This window comes from Deltaproteobacteria bacterium, from assembly GCA_016235345.1.
In the GTDB taxonomy this organism is placed as follows: domain Bacteria; phylum Desulfobacterota; class Desulfobacteria; order Desulfobacterales; family Desulfatibacillaceae; genus JACRLG01.
In genome coordinates this window covers 61049-74842 of the sequence record JACRLG010000002.1, presented here as the reverse complement: position 1 = coordinate 74842, position 13794 = coordinate 61049, and the positions used below count along the sequence as shown (strand labels likewise).

Annotated in this window: 13 protein-coding genes and 1 tRNA gene; 5 read left to right on the top strand and 9 right to left on the bottom strand. The window is 58.6% G+C overall.

The annotated features are described in order from the left end of the window. Positions 1-66: 66 nt before the first annotated feature. The gene (locus HZB23_01080) at positions 67-732 is read left to right on the top strand and encodes a methylenetetrahydrofolate reductase C-terminal domain-containing protein (GenBank protein MBI5843242.1); all 666 of its coding nucleotides are present in this window, start codon (positions 67-69) and stop codon (positions 730-732) included. 3 nt (positions 733-735) lie between these two features. On the opposite strand, the gene HZB23_01075 is transcribed toward HZB23_01080, so the two are convergent. Next, positions 736-1419, bottom strand: coding sequence for a TetR/AcrR family transcriptional regulator (locus HZB23_01075; GenBank protein MBI5843241.1), 684 nt, complete (start codon positions 1417-1419; stop codon positions 736-738). Between the two features lie 59 nt (positions 1420-1478). Between HZB23_01075 and arfB the strand changes: the two genes are divergently transcribed. From arfB to HZB23_01060, 3 genes are all read left to right on the top strand, one after another. Continuing rightward, complete coding sequence (gene arfB, locus HZB23_01070) at positions 1479-1901, top strand: aminoacyl-tRNA hydrolase (GenBank protein ID MBI5843240.1); 423 nt, start codon at positions 1479-1481, stop codon at positions 1899-1901. A 104-nt stretch (positions 1902-2005) separates the two neighbouring features. After that, positions 2006-2082 (top strand) — tRNA-Pro (locus tag HZB23_01065). A 329-nt stretch (positions 2083-2411) separates the two neighbouring features. Beyond that, positions 2412-3392 carry a GDP-mannose 4,6-dehydratase gene (locus tag HZB23_01060; protein MBI5843239.1) on the top strand — a complete coding sequence of 327 codons (981 nt, stop codon included), beginning with the start codon at positions 2412-2414 and terminating at the stop codon, positions 3390-3392. A 101-nt stretch (positions 3393-3493) separates the two neighbouring features. On the opposite strand, the gene HZB23_01055 is transcribed toward HZB23_01060, so the two are convergent. The 5 genes from HZB23_01055 to HZB23_01035 form a co-directional block, all read right to left on the bottom strand. After that, on the bottom strand, positions 3494-5554 hold the full coding sequence (locus HZB23_01055; GenBank protein ID MBI5843238.1) for a hypothetical protein: 2061 nt from the start codon (positions 5552-5554) through the stop codon (positions 3494-3496). A gap of 98 nt (positions 5555-5652) precedes the next feature. Then, positions 5653-6297 (bottom strand): histidinol phosphate phosphatase domain-containing protein, encoded by a 645-nt coding sequence (locus tag HZB23_01050; protein ID MBI5843237.1) that lies wholly within the window; start codon positions 6295-6297, stop codon positions 5653-5655. Between the two features lie 45 nt (positions 6298-6342). Next, on the bottom strand, positions 6343-6825 hold the full coding sequence (locus HZB23_01045) for a bifunctional nuclease family protein (protein ID MBI5843236.1): 483 nt from the start codon (positions 6823-6825) through the stop codon (positions 6343-6345). A gap of 58 nt (positions 6826-6883) precedes the next feature. Beyond that, positions 6884-8503, bottom strand: coding sequence for a tRNA (N6-isopentenyl adenosine(37)-C2)-methylthiotransferase MiaB (miaB, locus tag HZB23_01040; protein MBI5843235.1), 1620 nt, complete (start codon positions 8501-8503; stop codon positions 6884-6886). Between the two features lie 88 nt (positions 8504-8591). Continuing rightward, positions 8592-10625 (bottom strand): fused MFS/spermidine synthase, encoded by a 2034-nt coding sequence (locus tag HZB23_01035; protein ID MBI5843234.1) that lies wholly within the window; start codon positions 10623-10625, stop codon positions 8592-8594. Positions 10626-10774: 149 nt separating this feature from the next. Between HZB23_01035 and HZB23_01030 the strand changes: the two genes are divergently transcribed. Next, positions 10775-11557 (top strand): enoyl-CoA hydratase/isomerase family protein, encoded by a 783-nt coding sequence (locus tag HZB23_01030; GenBank protein MBI5843233.1) that lies wholly within the window; start codon positions 10775-10777, stop codon positions 11555-11557. Positions 11558-11646: 89 nt separating this feature from the next. Here HZB23_01030 and HZB23_01025 read toward each other — a convergent pair whose 3' ends face one another. From HZB23_01025 to rplM, 3 genes are all read right to left on the bottom strand, one after another. Continuing rightward, on the bottom strand, positions 11647-12690 hold the full coding sequence (locus HZB23_01025; protein MBI5843232.1) for an N-acetyl-gamma-glutamyl-phosphate reductase: 1044 nt from the start codon (positions 12688-12690) through the stop codon (positions 11647-11649). Between the two features lie 112 nt (positions 12691-12802). Further along, the gene (rpsI, locus tag HZB23_01020) at positions 12803-13198 is read right to left on the bottom strand and encodes a 30S ribosomal protein S9 (GenBank protein ID MBI5843231.1); all 396 of its coding nucleotides are present in this window, start codon (positions 13196-13198) and stop codon (positions 12803-12805) included. A gap of 61 nt (positions 13199-13259) precedes the next feature. Beyond that, the gene (rplM, locus tag HZB23_01015) at positions 13260-13715 is read right to left on the bottom strand and encodes a 50S ribosomal protein L13 (GenBank protein MBI5843230.1); all 456 of its coding nucleotides are present in this window, start codon (positions 13713-13715) and stop codon (positions 13260-13262) included. Between the last annotated feature and the right edge of the window lie 79 nt (positions 13716-13794).

The window sequence follows — 13794 nt, the reverse complement described above, 5'->3', positions numbered from 1 at the left end:
TCAGCATCGGTTATATTATCGAAAATCGCTCCAAGCCGCCTTTCCCTGGCATCAAAGGAGTCAAAAATGATAGTCGGAAAGCAAAAGACTCTTGACGAGATGTGGGACATGATCAAGGGCCTAGGCCGGGTCCTGGTCTTCGGGTGCAACACCTGCGTCGCGGTCTGCCACGAGGGCGGCAACAAGGAGGCGGAAATCGCGGCGTCCCTTCTGCGCATGAAGGCGATCCAGGAGGGGAACCCCATAGAGATAAGAAACGGCGGAATCGAGCGCCAGTGCGAGCACGAGTTTTTCGAGCAGGCCAAGGGCGATCTCGATTGGGCCGACGCCGTGCTCTCCTTCGCCTGCGGCGTGGGGGTGCAGTTCATCGCCAAGAAATACGCAGAGCTTCCGGTTTATCCGGGGCTCAACACCCTTTTCATGGGGGACGCGGAAAAGGAAAACCTCTGGACCGAATCCTGCCAGGGCTGCGGCAACTGCATCCTGCACCTTACAGCCGGAATCTGCCCCATATCCCGCTGCGCCAAGCGCCTGATGAACGGCCCCTGCGGCGGCTCCAGTAAGGGCAACTGCGAGATAAGCAAGGACACCCCCTGCGCCTGGCACCTTATAGTGGAGCGCCTCGCGGCCTTGAAACGCATGGATGACTACGAGAAGATAATTCCCTTGAAGGACTGGTCCACAGAACGCGCAGGCGGGCCAAGGCGGCTCCTCCACGCTGAGGAAATATAGAGGTCACGCCCCTTCCAGAAGAAGCTCGCGGCCCTTGGGGGTGAGGTATTCCTCGAAGAGGGCGGCCAGCATCCGCAGAAGAAAGTCAATGGCCTCCCGGCGGGTGAACATGCTCTCGGCCAGATACGAGCGCACCACCTGGAGGGTCATTCCAAGGGCCGCGTGGGCGAAAAGCCAGGGGTTTAAGCCCTCGATAACACCAAGCTCCGCCCAGCGCGCCGCGTCTTCGGCAAGGTCGGCGGCCACCGATTGTGCGTAGTCAAAGGCGTCCCGCCCGGAAGAAGCCGCAGAACCCCTAAGGATCAATGTCATCTGGTCACGGTTCAAGTCCACGTAGTCGAAAAAAGCCGAAAAGCTCTGCCTGCTCTTGGCGATCCGGTCCTCACGGTCCCAGATGTTCAGAGACTGCCGCAGGGTCAGAAGGTGGTTCCGAAGGTTTTCTATGCTGCGCTCGGCAACCTTGTGGAAAAGCTCGCCCTTGTCCCTGAAATAGATGTAGAATGTCCCGGCGCTCATGCCCACGGCGCTCACGATGTCCATGACGCCGGTTGCGTCGAAACCCCTTGCGGAGAAAAGCTTTTGCGCCGCATCCATTATCTTTTCGCGGGTTTCCGGCTTGCCCCGCGACGGATTTTGTGGGAAAAGGGCGCGTGCGGCGTTTTTGGGCGGGGGGGTGGCTTTTTTCATTTCGGGCCTGATATTGTGGGGTCGAGCAGCATTTTAACCGGAATTTCTACGGCGGGAAGATGATACGGGTCAACGAAAATCTCAACATCGGCGAAGACGAGCTGACCTTTCACTTCACCCGCGCCTCCGGCCCCGGCGGCCAGAACGTGAACAAGGTGGAAACGGCGGTTGAGCTGCGCTTCGACGCCTTGAACTCCCCAAACCTTCCAGAAGGCGTGAGGGCAAGGCTTCTGAAACTCGCCGGACACCGGGCCACCCTGGAGGGAGTCATAATAATCGACGCCCGTCGTTTCCGCAGCCAGGAAAAAAATCGCGTTGACGCCGTGGAAAGACTTCTTGGCCTGATTCAAAAGGCGACCCTGGAGCCCAAACCCCGAAGGAAGACCCGGCCCACCCTGGCCTCCAGGGAGCGCCGCCTGACGGCCAAGCGTCGGGAAGGGGAGTTGAAGAGGTTCAGGAAACCCGTGAAGGACGGCGAATAACGGGGGAGAGTAGGCAGGGCTTTGGAAAATGCCGCAATATTGTACAAAAAGTGCGCGAAAAAGCATTGACATGACGGAGGGATGTAACTACATTGCGCCGTCAACGGGACGTAGTTCAGCCTGGTAGAACGCACGGTTCGGGACCGTGAAGTCGCTGGTTCAAATCCAGTCGTCCCGACCACCTCAGCACCTGCTTTTTAGCCCGCACCCATATAGGGCCGCCCGGTAAGATAGAAACCAGGCGGCCCTCCTACCCCCTCCCGCCCCGGCGGGAATTATCAGGCTGTCGAAAAACGCGATCCGCCGTGTTGTGCTTCAAAGCCAATTCCGTCACGTACGAACATCTAAATGTAGCCCAAGAACTCTGCGATTTCTTGGGCGGGTACGCTTGACTCATTGGCTTTTCGCACCGCCTTCACGGCTCATCGTTTTTCATCAGCCTGTATGATTGGAGTTTTCAACAGGCTGTTTTTTCAATTGGTCTTTTTTCGCTTTGCGAAAGGATGATCCATGCGTATTCTCATCACCGGCGGCGCCGGTTTCATCGGGTCCCACCTGTGCGAGGCCTGCCTTTCCGAGGGCCACGAGGTCTACGTAATCGACGACCTTTCAACCGGCCGCTTCGAAAACGTGGAGCACCTCACCGTCAGCGAGGACAGCCGGAACCGCTTTTTCTTCACCCATGACACCATTTTGAACCCGGAGCCCTTGAACCGGCTGGTGGGCACCTGCGACGCGGTCTATCACCTGGCCGCAGCGGTGGGGGTGCGCTACATCCTGGACAACCCCCTTGAATCCATCCGCACCAACATCCAGGGCACCGAAAGGGTGCTGGAAACCTGCGACCGGTTCAAGAAAAAGGTCCTGATCGCCTCGTCCTCCGAGGTTTACGGCAAGCACACCCACGCCCCCCTCACCGAGACCGACAACATAATCTACGGCCCCTCATCCAAGTTCCGCTGGAGCTACGCCGCAAGCAAGCTCATGGACGAATTCACAGCCCTGGCCTATTTCCGCACGACCCACCTTCCCGTGGTCATAGCCCGGCTTTTCAACACCGTGGGCCCGCGCCAGACAGGGGCCTACGGCATGGTGATCCCGCGATTCACCGACCAGGCCCTTGACGGCGAGCCCCTCACGGTTTACGGCGACGGACGCCAGACCCGCACCTTCACCTATGTTCTGGACGTGGTGGAGGCCCTGATGTCACTGATGAACGAGCCAAAGGCCGTGGGCGAGCTTTTCAACATAGGCGGAACCGAGGAAATCACCATGGAGGCCTTGGCCCGGCGGATAATAAGCGCCACAGGCTCCACCTCCACCTTCCGCCTGATCCCCTACAACGAGGCCTTTCCAGAAGGTTTCGAGGACATGCAGAGGCGGGTTCCGGATATTTCCAAGATTAAGGCCCTCACGGGCTTTCATCCCAAGACGGACCTTGACACCATATTGCTGAAGGTGGCGGAGGACAGGAAGGCCAATAGGACTTAACTGTTTCAATTTTCTGAACAAAACCGCCTTGAGAAGGTCGAAGGGCCGCCGGATGACAGCGCGGCCTTTCGGTTGTCTCAAGGCGGTTTTGTTTTTTGGCTTTATGGAGAGGTGACTTTTTTCCATCCTGTAATAAGGGAGGCCGCGTACAGGATAAGAGCCAGGATATAGAGGAAATTTAAGCCCGAAATATTTCCCACGTATTCCATCGCCCCGCCAAGCACCACCCCCAAAAGATTCGCCCCGAAAACCGCGTTCACCCGCTTTTCAGCCTTGAAGGAGTTGGAAAAGATGAAGGCGGCCCACACTATGGGAAGCCCCACCACCAGGGCGCTCACCGCAAGCCTGGAGTAAACCCCAAGCTCCAGAAGCCTTCCAAAGGGAAAGAAATAGCCAAGGGCAAGGGTTGTGAAAAGAAGAGGGTAGGCGGCCCGGCTGGAAATCCCCCTGCCTTTCAGAACAAGTTGGTTGACAAGGAAAATGGCCAAAAGGACTGCGGCCACCACCAGGGCGGTTACATGCCAGGTAAGCCCGAACAGGAGGGCCATCTGGGTTATGCTCCGGGTTTCCAAAAGCATGAAGCCCGCGCCAAGAAAGAAATAGTGAAGGTTCGGCCTTCGGGCGGCGGGCTCCACTGCCATCACCACTGTGAAGGTGAGGAGAAGGACCAGCACCAGCACCGCCAGGTTGAAGGGCGGAATCCGGTTTTTTTCCAGGTACATGAAGGGCCAGTTGTCCGTGCAGAGCCTAAGGTCCTCCGGGCGCTCGTAGCCGGGCAGCACGGAGATGCCCGCCCTGGCGAGTTTTTCCGGGTCGAGCTTCTGCGCCCCGCCTCCCGCCACGTATGCCATCGAGACCATGGGCCCGGCGTTTGAGTGAAGAATAAGGGGAGTTTGCCCAAAGGCCCTTTCGATGCCGAAATGAGTGCGCAGGGCCATCCAGGGCCTTCCGGTGGAGAGGTTCAGAATGAACATCCCCTCCGGCTTAAGAATCCTCCGCACCTGTTGGTAGGCCTCCACGGTGTAGATGTAGCTTTCGAGCCTCAAGCTGGAAAGCCCGCTCACCTGCTTGTGGGAATCCAGGGCCGACATCACCACCAAATCATAGGACGAATCAGGGCAGGATGAGAGAAAGGCCCTGGCGTCGTTGACCGAAAGCCTCACCTTTTTGTCGAGATAGGGCCGGTTGGGGTGCAGGCTGCGCCCGAAACCCGCTATCACCGGGTCGATTTCAACCGCGTGGATGTCGGGCACGCCGTTTATGAGGGCCATCGCCGCCTCGTTGCCGGACCCTGCCCCCAGGTAGAGGGCTTTTTGGGGCCTTATAAGGCTGTAGGGCATGTTGTAATAGGGAATCCAGGCGTGCAGTTCGGTTTTCTCCAGCCCGCCCGAAAAATCCAGGGCGTCCTGGATGCGCAGGCCGTCCACCCCGATAATGTAGCCGTAACCCCGGTTGGCGGCGTCGTGCAGGCCCTCCGCCGTTACCTTGTAATAGGGGCTCCACCGGTCCTGGTCAGTGTATGTGGACCGGATGAGGAGGCACCCGAAGATGGACAGTGCCACCGAAACGGCTATGATAAGGGATTTTTTCGGAAGGAGCAGGCACAAAAAGAGGCAGCCTGCTGCGAACCACACGTGGGGGGCTGTTCCGGCCCATGAAAGGGCCATTGCGGCCAGGGTCCCCGAAAGGCTCCCGGCTATGTCCACCGAGTAGGCTTTTAAAGGATTTCCCATCGATTCCAGGCGTCTGCCCAGTTCCTGCCCCAGGACCACGAAGAAAACCGTGTTGGCGAAAAAACCCGCCATGGCTGAAAAAGGAACGCTTATGACGTTGGGGTCCTCTTCGGGGTGGGGCGCGAAAATGTAGTCGCCCATGTAGCTTAGGGGGATGGAAAGGCTCTTGGATACGATCACCCCGGCCACGAAGACAATGAACACCAGGGAAAACCAGTAGATGAGGTTCGCCTTCCTCCGGGCCAGGAGGCAGCCAAGGCCGAGCCCGAAAAAGCAGGAGATCAGGATGAGGTTGTTGAAGTAGGAAAGAACTGGGGTGGTTGAATTGAGCCACCTTATGGCGGCCATTTCAAGAAAGAGCGCCGTGAAGCTTATAAGAAAAAGCCTTATTGCGTCGCGGCTTGTAAAGCCCCCGGAAATACCGGTCATGGATTCATCCCTGTCAGGCTGGCCGCCGTTTTTGGAAAGAGGAAGGGGAGTGTGCTATAGCTGTCTGAAATTTTACGATTTTTTTATCCTGAGGCGGGTCAGCCCATGCCGATAAGCCTTGCCGCGTTTTCCTGCATGGCGGAAAAATCCCTCTCGGAAAGCCCAGCGCCCAGGACCACCGTGAGCGCCCTGTCCTCGTTCATCAGGTCCCCCGGCGCGTGGCCGTCGGAATCCACCACCATTTTTGCTCCCGTAGCCTGCGCCATGCGGGCCACATGGCCGTTGGTGAGGCAGTGGCCACGTCGGCCCGATATCTCAAGCAAGACTCCCCGGTCGCGGGCCAGTTCGGCGTCTTCATGGCTTAGAAGGCCCGGATGGGCCAGCACGTCAACCCCGGCCAGGATGGCGGCCCGGTTGGTTCCGGGAGCCACGGGCTCGGCCACCGTCTCGCCGTGCATGACAACAATTTCAGCCCCAAGCCTTCTGGCCTCATCCACAGCCCTTTTTATCAGCGCGGGGGGAACGTGGGTGATCTCTATTCCGGGGATCACCTTGAAGTCCCCCGCTTTGTTCAAAATTTCCGCGACCGCGATCATTCGGGGTATGATGAAGTCCAGGTTCGAGAAATCCCCGTGATCGGTGATTCCGAGGGCCGTAATGCCTATTACTTCGGCCCGCCTGGCAAGCTCTGCGGGAATCAGCTCCCCGTCTGAAAAAACCGTGTGGGTGTGAAGGTCTATCATGGTTCCTTCTCCGATCCGCCCGAAATAGGATGGATTCAACAGCCCTTAGACTTTGCTGAAATCGTCGGGGTTCAGAGTGGAAAGATACTCCGCCCACTTTTTCCCCTCCTCGCTCTGGTCCGCCGCCTCGCCTGAGTTCTGCTCCGATGAGGACTTGTCCAGCACCTCCTCTGCAACGAAAATGGGGGCCTTGGTGCGAATGGCCAGGGCTATGGCGTCGGAGGGCCTGGAGTCCAGCACCAGCGGGTCGCCGTTCGCGGTGTTGAAGGTGATCTGGGCGAAGTAGGTGGCGTCCTTCAAGTCCAGTATCATCACCTTTTCCATGGTGGCTCCCAAAAGCGCGATGAAGTTCTTGAAAAGGTCGTGGGTCATGGGGCGCGGGAATTCAACATTCTGAAGGGCCATTGCGATGGAAGCGGCTTCCATTATGCCGATCCAGATGGGCAGGGTCCGCTCGCCCTCCTGGGATTTCAGAATCAGGATGGGGGAGTTGCCCGACGGATCGAGCGCCAGCCCGGCCACTTCCATTTGAAGAAAAGTCGACACTATAACCTCCGTGGCGGCCCTGCCCGCGCCGCCGCTGGAATTATTGATCCGTTGGGCGCGATTCGTCCGGAATCATCCTGCCAAGCAGGGAATGGGCCAGGCTGCGCTCTATGGTTACTGTTGCCATCTCGCCCTCCCAGTTGCGGGCGGCCCGCCCGGTTGAAGGCGGCAGGGGAAAATTGACTATCTTGTGGCAGCCGGTGCGGCCCGTAAGCTGCATCCGGTCGGACTTTGACCGCCCCTCCACCAGCACTTCCACGGTTTTTCCCACGAGGCTTTCGTAGGCGGCCCTTGAAAGCTCGTCATTTACCGCCAGAAGCCTTGAAAGCCTTTCGCTTTGTATTTCAGGGGCCACCTTGCCGGAAAATTTCACGGCGGCGGCCGGTGGCCGGTCCGAATAGTTGAAGGCGAAAAGCCCTGAGAAAGCCACTTCCCGGATAAGGGAAAGGCTTTCCTCAAATTCGTCTTCGGTTTCCGTGGGAAAGCCCACTATGAAATCGGACGTGAGGCATATGTCGGGCCTTGCCCGGCGCAGTTTTTCGACCTTTGAGAGATAGTCCTCGCGGGTGTAGCCCCGGTTCATTTTCTTCAGAATCCGGTTGGAGCCGCTCTGGACCGGAAGATGCAGGTGGCCGCAGAGCTTTTTGATTTCTCCGAAGGCACGGACGAGATCATCCGACAAGTCCTTGGGGTGTGACGTGGTGAAGCGTATGCGCTCTATCCCCTCGATTTCGGACACCCTGTACAGAAGCTCGGCGAAGCCCTCGGTGTTCTCCTTTTTGCCATAGGAGTTCACGTTCTGGCCCAGAAGGGTCACTTCCTTTACTCCCCTTCCGGCCAGGGCCGCCACCTCCGAAAGGACCTCTGCCGGCGGCCTGCTGGTCTCGCGGCCCCTCACATGGGGAACCACGCAGTAGGAGCAGAAATTGTCGCAGCCCTGTATTATGGTGACAAAGGCCGTGGGGCTTGATGCTTCCCTCTTGGAGGGGAGCCTTCCCGCGCCGGAAAAGTCGTACCGCCCCGAAAGGGTCACGTCCACCACCTTGCGGCCAAGGGTGCGGGCCTCCTCCACGTAACCGCCAAGGCGGCCCACTGCGTGGGTTCCGAACACTATGTCCACGAAGGGCATTTTTTCAATCAAAATTTCGCCCATGCTCTGGGCCACGCAGCCGCCCACGGCTATGATAAGGCCCGGATTTTCAGCCTTCTGCTTCCGAAGCCTGCCCAGAAAGCTCACCACCTTCTGCTGGGCCTTTTCCCGCACGGCGCAGGTGTTGACCACTATGAGATCGGCGTTTTTTACCGAGCCGGTTTCCACGTAGCCCAATGGTTCGAGGCTGCGCATCATCTGGAGCGACTCGTAGACGTTCATCTGGCAGCCCATTGTCTTGATGTGGGCCAGTTTGCGCCCGCAACCCTTTTCGGCGGGCGAGAGGCTTACGTCGCGGCCAAGGGCGTCCATCATTTCATCCGCCTCGCCCTCCCTTCCCGGCGGTACGGAAAGGCGTATGAGCCCGGCCCGTTCGTCCAGGGTGCTCATGAAGGCCACTCCGTCCCACGCCTCGGTGACGAAGCGCACAAAGTGTATCTCGGCGGGGTCAACGTAATAATCCCTGTGGGTGCTCTCCAAATGGTCCTCGTTTTCCGGGGCGGGCGTCATGGTTAATCAGGGCCTGCCAGGCCCGGTACATCAATAAAAAGTTAGCACCTGCCAATGCCCGGTTTCAACACGAAAAACGCAACAGCCTCTAAAAATGCACCAGTGAGAAAAGATGCGAAAAATCGTCCGTAAAGCACTGGGCACGCTTTCCGGCGGGCTGCCACCCTGGGTCTGTGGCCGTAAGGGCGGCCATGTCGGCCCGGTTTCTGGCAAGGGCCACCCAATGGGCGCTGTAACAGTTGAGATACTCGTTTTCCGGGCTTATGTGCTGGGCGATCTGAAGGTTCAGCTTTTCCGCGTTGCAGGCCAGGACCGGCAGAAGGTCCACGAAGCGGTTGCTGATGTGGCACAGGATGAGCCCGTTGTCCTTCACCTTGCCCAGAAATTCCGAAATTGCCTCAACGGTCAGAAGGTGGGTGGGAATGGCTCCGCTGGTGAAGGCATCCAGAACCAGGACGTCGTAGAATTTGTCGGGAGCCTCCCTAAGCCGCAGCCGCGCGTCGCCTATGAAATGGCGCACCGTTGCCCTGCTCTCCGACAGGTTCTGAAAGGAGGTCTGGGCCAGGTCCTTCACCAGGGGGTCTATCTCGTAGAAATCGTAGGTTTCGCCGGGCCGACCGTAAAGGGCCAGCACTCCCGTCCCAAGCCCCACCACGCCCACGTGTTCCGTAAAGGGCCGGGAGCGCAGGGCAAGCCCGGCGCCGGTTTTTACGTGGAAATAGGACATTGGGATGAGCTTTCCGGAAGGCGCGGCCACCTGCCCGCCGTGCTTGGTGGTGCCCATTACGAGAAGCCTGGCCGGGGCCATTTGTCCGGGAACGCCCTCCACGTCCAGCACCCGGTAGGTGCCGTAGAAGCTCCGGGCGCACCTGAGCGTCGGAGGGCGGAGAAAAATCTCCTCGCCTGCGTAGGAGGCCAGAAGAAACAGGGCCGCCGCCGCGCTTACCGAGTACATGAAGGTTTTAGTGCCGGCTTTGAGATGGGGAAAAAGCATTGCGTAGAGGGAGATGATGAAGACAAGCTGCAGCTCGAAGGTGGTCCTGAAAATGAAAGGCGCGGCGATGCCGCCGAAAAGCCCGCCCATCCATCCGCCCAGGGAGAGCCACAGGTAAAAGGATGTGAGGTCGGTCTTCCGGGGCTTTTCCCTTTCCAGGTTTCCGTGGAAAAAGAGGCACACGGAAAAAAGGGCCAGGTTGGCGGTGAATATCTTCAGCGCAAAGGGAAGATCGAGTTCCCGGCGGTCCGAGACGGCGAAGACCGCCAGGGCTAGAATCAGGATGATGGTGCGGGCTGCTGTGTGGCGGTTCAGGCGCGGAAAAAGGAAAACCGACACGAAGGAGAGCAGGTAGAGGCACAGGGGCAGTATCCACAGGAGCGGGAAACTGACCAGATCGACGGTTAAATGCTGGGTGAAGGCCAGAAGGGCGGCGGATGGAACAGCGGCCTGGAAAAGCCACATCAGCCGGGCGTTTAACGAAGGCGGCGGGGTTTCCGGCCCTTCAATTGGAGCCGCGATTGCCGGGGCCGTGGCGGGAGCGCGCCTTGCATGCAGGAAGACCGCCGAAATCATAAGAAGGGCGTAAATGCCGAAACCCAGGCTCCACCACAGCATCTGGCGGCTGTTGCCGATTTCGGGTTCTATGAAAAGCGGGTAGCTCAGAAGCCCGGCAAAGGAGCCGAAATTGGACACGGCGTACTGGACGTAGGGGTTCTTGAAGCCGCCTTTTTTATCCACCGCCGAAAAATATTGGATCATGGGGCTTGTTGTGGACAGGATGAAGTAGGAAAGCCCAACCGAGCCCAGAAGCAGAAGCAGCACGGCCAGGGCCGGAGGCCCGGAAAACTCTTTTTGCGAGACCGTGATGGGCAGAAAGAACACCGTGCAGATTGTGAAGGCGGCCCCGTAAACCGAAAGCCGCGCCTTGGGCGATAAAAGCCTTGCCATGCCGTGGCTGGCCGCGTAACCGAAAAAGAGCATGCCCTGGAAAAAGATGAGGGCCGTGATCCAGACTGTGGAGCCTCCCCCGAACCGGGGCAGGATGATCTTGGCGATCATGGGCTCCACCAGAAAAAGCAGAAAGGCCGAAAGGCCTATCACTCCCACGCTCAAAAGCCGGTTCATGCCGATTCCTTAAAGAGTTCTTCCACCCGCACGAATGCCTTCCGCCCCTTTTGAATCCCTTGACTAAGAAGGGAAGCCGAAGTAACCAGTTTCCGTCAGGGTTGGGGAAAGTTGTTCGGAAATCACCATAACACAGGAAGGGACATAAAATGAAGACGTATCAGGATATTAAGGTCGAAATTGCTGACGGAGTGGCGAAAATCACCATTGACCGACCTTCGGCCATGAACGCCTTAAACACCAACGTGCTTGCAGAGCTTGCCGATGCGGCGCTCTGCCTTGGCGCTGACCCCGCCGTGCGCGTGATCGTTGTCACAGGCGCTGGAAAAGCCTTCGTGGCCGGGGCCGACATAAAGGAGATGAAGGACATGGACCTCGTCTCCTTCCGCAGCTTCGTGGCGGGCGGCCAAAGGGCGCTTTACGTGATCGAGACCGTTGAAAAGCCGGTGATTGCGGCCATCAACGGTTTCGCCCTGGGCGGCGGCTGCGAGCTGGCCCTGGCCTGCGATTTTCGGGTGGCCTCGGAAAAGGCGAAGTTCGGCTTTCCCGAAGTGGGCCTGGGAATTTTTCCCGGCTTCGGCGGCACCCAGCGCGCGCCCCGCTTTTTCGGCAAGGGCATGGCGGCGGAGCTAATTTACACCGGGGCCATGATAGACGCCGCCGAAGCCCTTCGCATCGGGCTCGTCAACCACGTCTACCCGGCGGAAAGCCTCATGGACGAGGCCATGAAGATAGCGAAGACCATAGCCGCCCAAGGCCCCCTTGCGGTGCAGCGGGCCAAGACCGCCGTCAAGATGGCCGGGGACACCACCATGGAGGCCGGCCTTGCATTCGAGCGCGAGGCCATGGTTGTCACATTCGCCACCAAGGACCGCTTCGAGGGCATGAGCGCCTTTGTGGAAAAGCGCAAGCCGGTTTTCAAGGGCGAGTAATACCAAGTTGCAATCTAAACAGTAAAAAGCGCCTCCGGCGGCCGGGGGGCCGAAGGCCCCCCGAACCCCCCGTTGTTTTTGGCGGGTGCTCAAAGAGGATACGGCACGGCGTCCAGCCCGGCGGTTTCGGGAAGATCGAACATGAGGTTCATGTTCTGCACGGCCTGCCCGGACGCGCCCTTCACCAGGTTGTCTATGGCGCTTACGAGTATCAGGCGGCCAGCGTGGGAATCCACCCTTGCGGCCATGTCGCAGAAATTGGTTCCGCGCACGTTCCTGGTCTGGGGCAGATTCCCCGTTGCGCACACCCGCGCAAAGGGGCTTTTTTCGTAATAGCCGGACAGAAGCTCGTTGGCCTGATCGGTGGTAAGGCCCTTGGCCAGTTTCGCGTAAGAGGTGGTGAGCATCCCCCGGCTCATGGGAACCAGGTGGGGCACGAAGGTGATGGTCACCGGCCTTTTCGCCTTTATGGAGAGATTTTCCTCGATTTCCGGCTCATGCCGGTGGGCCGCCACCTTGTAGGCGGAAAAACCCTCGTGGACCTCGCAGAAATGCGCCGAAAGCGCAAGGCTCCTGCCCGCGCCCGACACCCCGCTCTTGGAGTCGATCACTATCGATGCTTCGTCCAGAAGGCCCTCTCCGATAAACGGGATAAGGGGCAGAAGGGCGCTTGTGGGGTAGCAGCCTGGGTTTCCCACAAGCGTTGCCTCTTTGATGTCCTTCCGGTTTATCTCGCAAAGCCCGTAGACCGAGTCCTTCGCAGCATCCTTCGCCGTATGGGGCTGGTAATGGGCCTCGTAGACGGAAAGATTCCTGAAGCGGAAATCGGCGGAAAGGTCCACCACCTTCTTCCCGGCGGCCAGAAGCTCCGGGGCCACGGACATGGGAATCTTGTGGGGAAGGGCTATGAAGACCACGTCGGACGAGTCTGATATGGCCTTTAGGTCCATTTCCCGGCATTTTAAGTCCACCACCCCGGCAAAGGCCGGAAACACCGAGGCTATGGGCTTACTGGCGTAGGAGCGGGAACTCAAATACGTAAGCAGAACATTCGGATGCCCGGAAAGAATCCTCACCAGCTCCGCCCCGGCATAACCCGTTGCGCCCAGAACCGCCGCCCTGATGGATTTCATGTCGCCATCCCCTGAATTGAAAAGCCGCTTAGAACGGAAAAAAGGGAAAAAGCCTTTTCGACCCTTTCCCTTCTCCCCTGGAAACCGATTTTTATGGAAAACTTCCGAAAACTTAGCGCTTGGAGAACTGGAACCTTGCGCGTGCACCCTTCTGGCCGTACTTCTTGCGTTCCTTGATGCGTGGATCGCGGGTGACGAAACCGGCCTTCTTGAGGGCGGTGCGGAGATCAGGCTGCCAAGCCATGAGAGCCCTGGTGATGCCGTGGCGGATGGCTCCGGCCTGGCCCGTGGAGCCTCCTCCGGCAACCATGACCTTCACGTCCACCGCCTCCTTGGTGTTGGTGAGGGCAAGGGCCTGGAGGGCGCGGACTCTGGCGCTTTCGACCGTGAAATAATCGTTCACGGCCCGGTTGTTGATAGTGAAGACGCCGTTTCCGGGCTTGAGCCAGGTCCGTGCAACGGAGGTCTTGCGTTTGCCCGTGGCGTAGAAAACGTTTTCCTGGGTCATTATGTGCCTCTTTTACTGGGGGCGGAAAGGCCCGTTCAAATACTTGGGTTTAACCGGGCTCTTAACGCTGGGCCTCGGTGATGGTCCACGGTTCGGGCTGCTGGGCCGCGTGGGGATGTTCCGGCCCCGCGTAAACCTTGAGTTTCTTGTTGAGAACCCGGCCAAGGCGGTTTTTGGGAAGCATTCCCTTTACCGCGAACTTGATTACGTCCTCAGGCCGCTTCACCAGCAATTTCTGGGCGGTGATGCTCTTTAAGCCGCCCGGATAGCCGCTGTGGGTGTAATAGGTTTGCTGGGCAAGCTTGCGGCCCGTGAGCACCACCTTTTCGGCGTTGACCACAACCACCCAGTCTCCGGCGTCGGCGTGGGGAGTGAAAAGGGGGCTCATTTTTCCACGGATGCGGGATGCAATCACGGATGCGAGCCTTCCCAAAACCATGCCCTGGGCGTCCACCACGTACCATTTTCCCGGATTGTCCGAGCTTTTTGCGCTCAATGTGTATTTCTTCACGACCATGCTCCTTCAATATGGCAATCGGCGGCTTATATGCCAATGCCGTGATCCTGTCAAGAAAAAATTCCGCCTCGTATCGAAA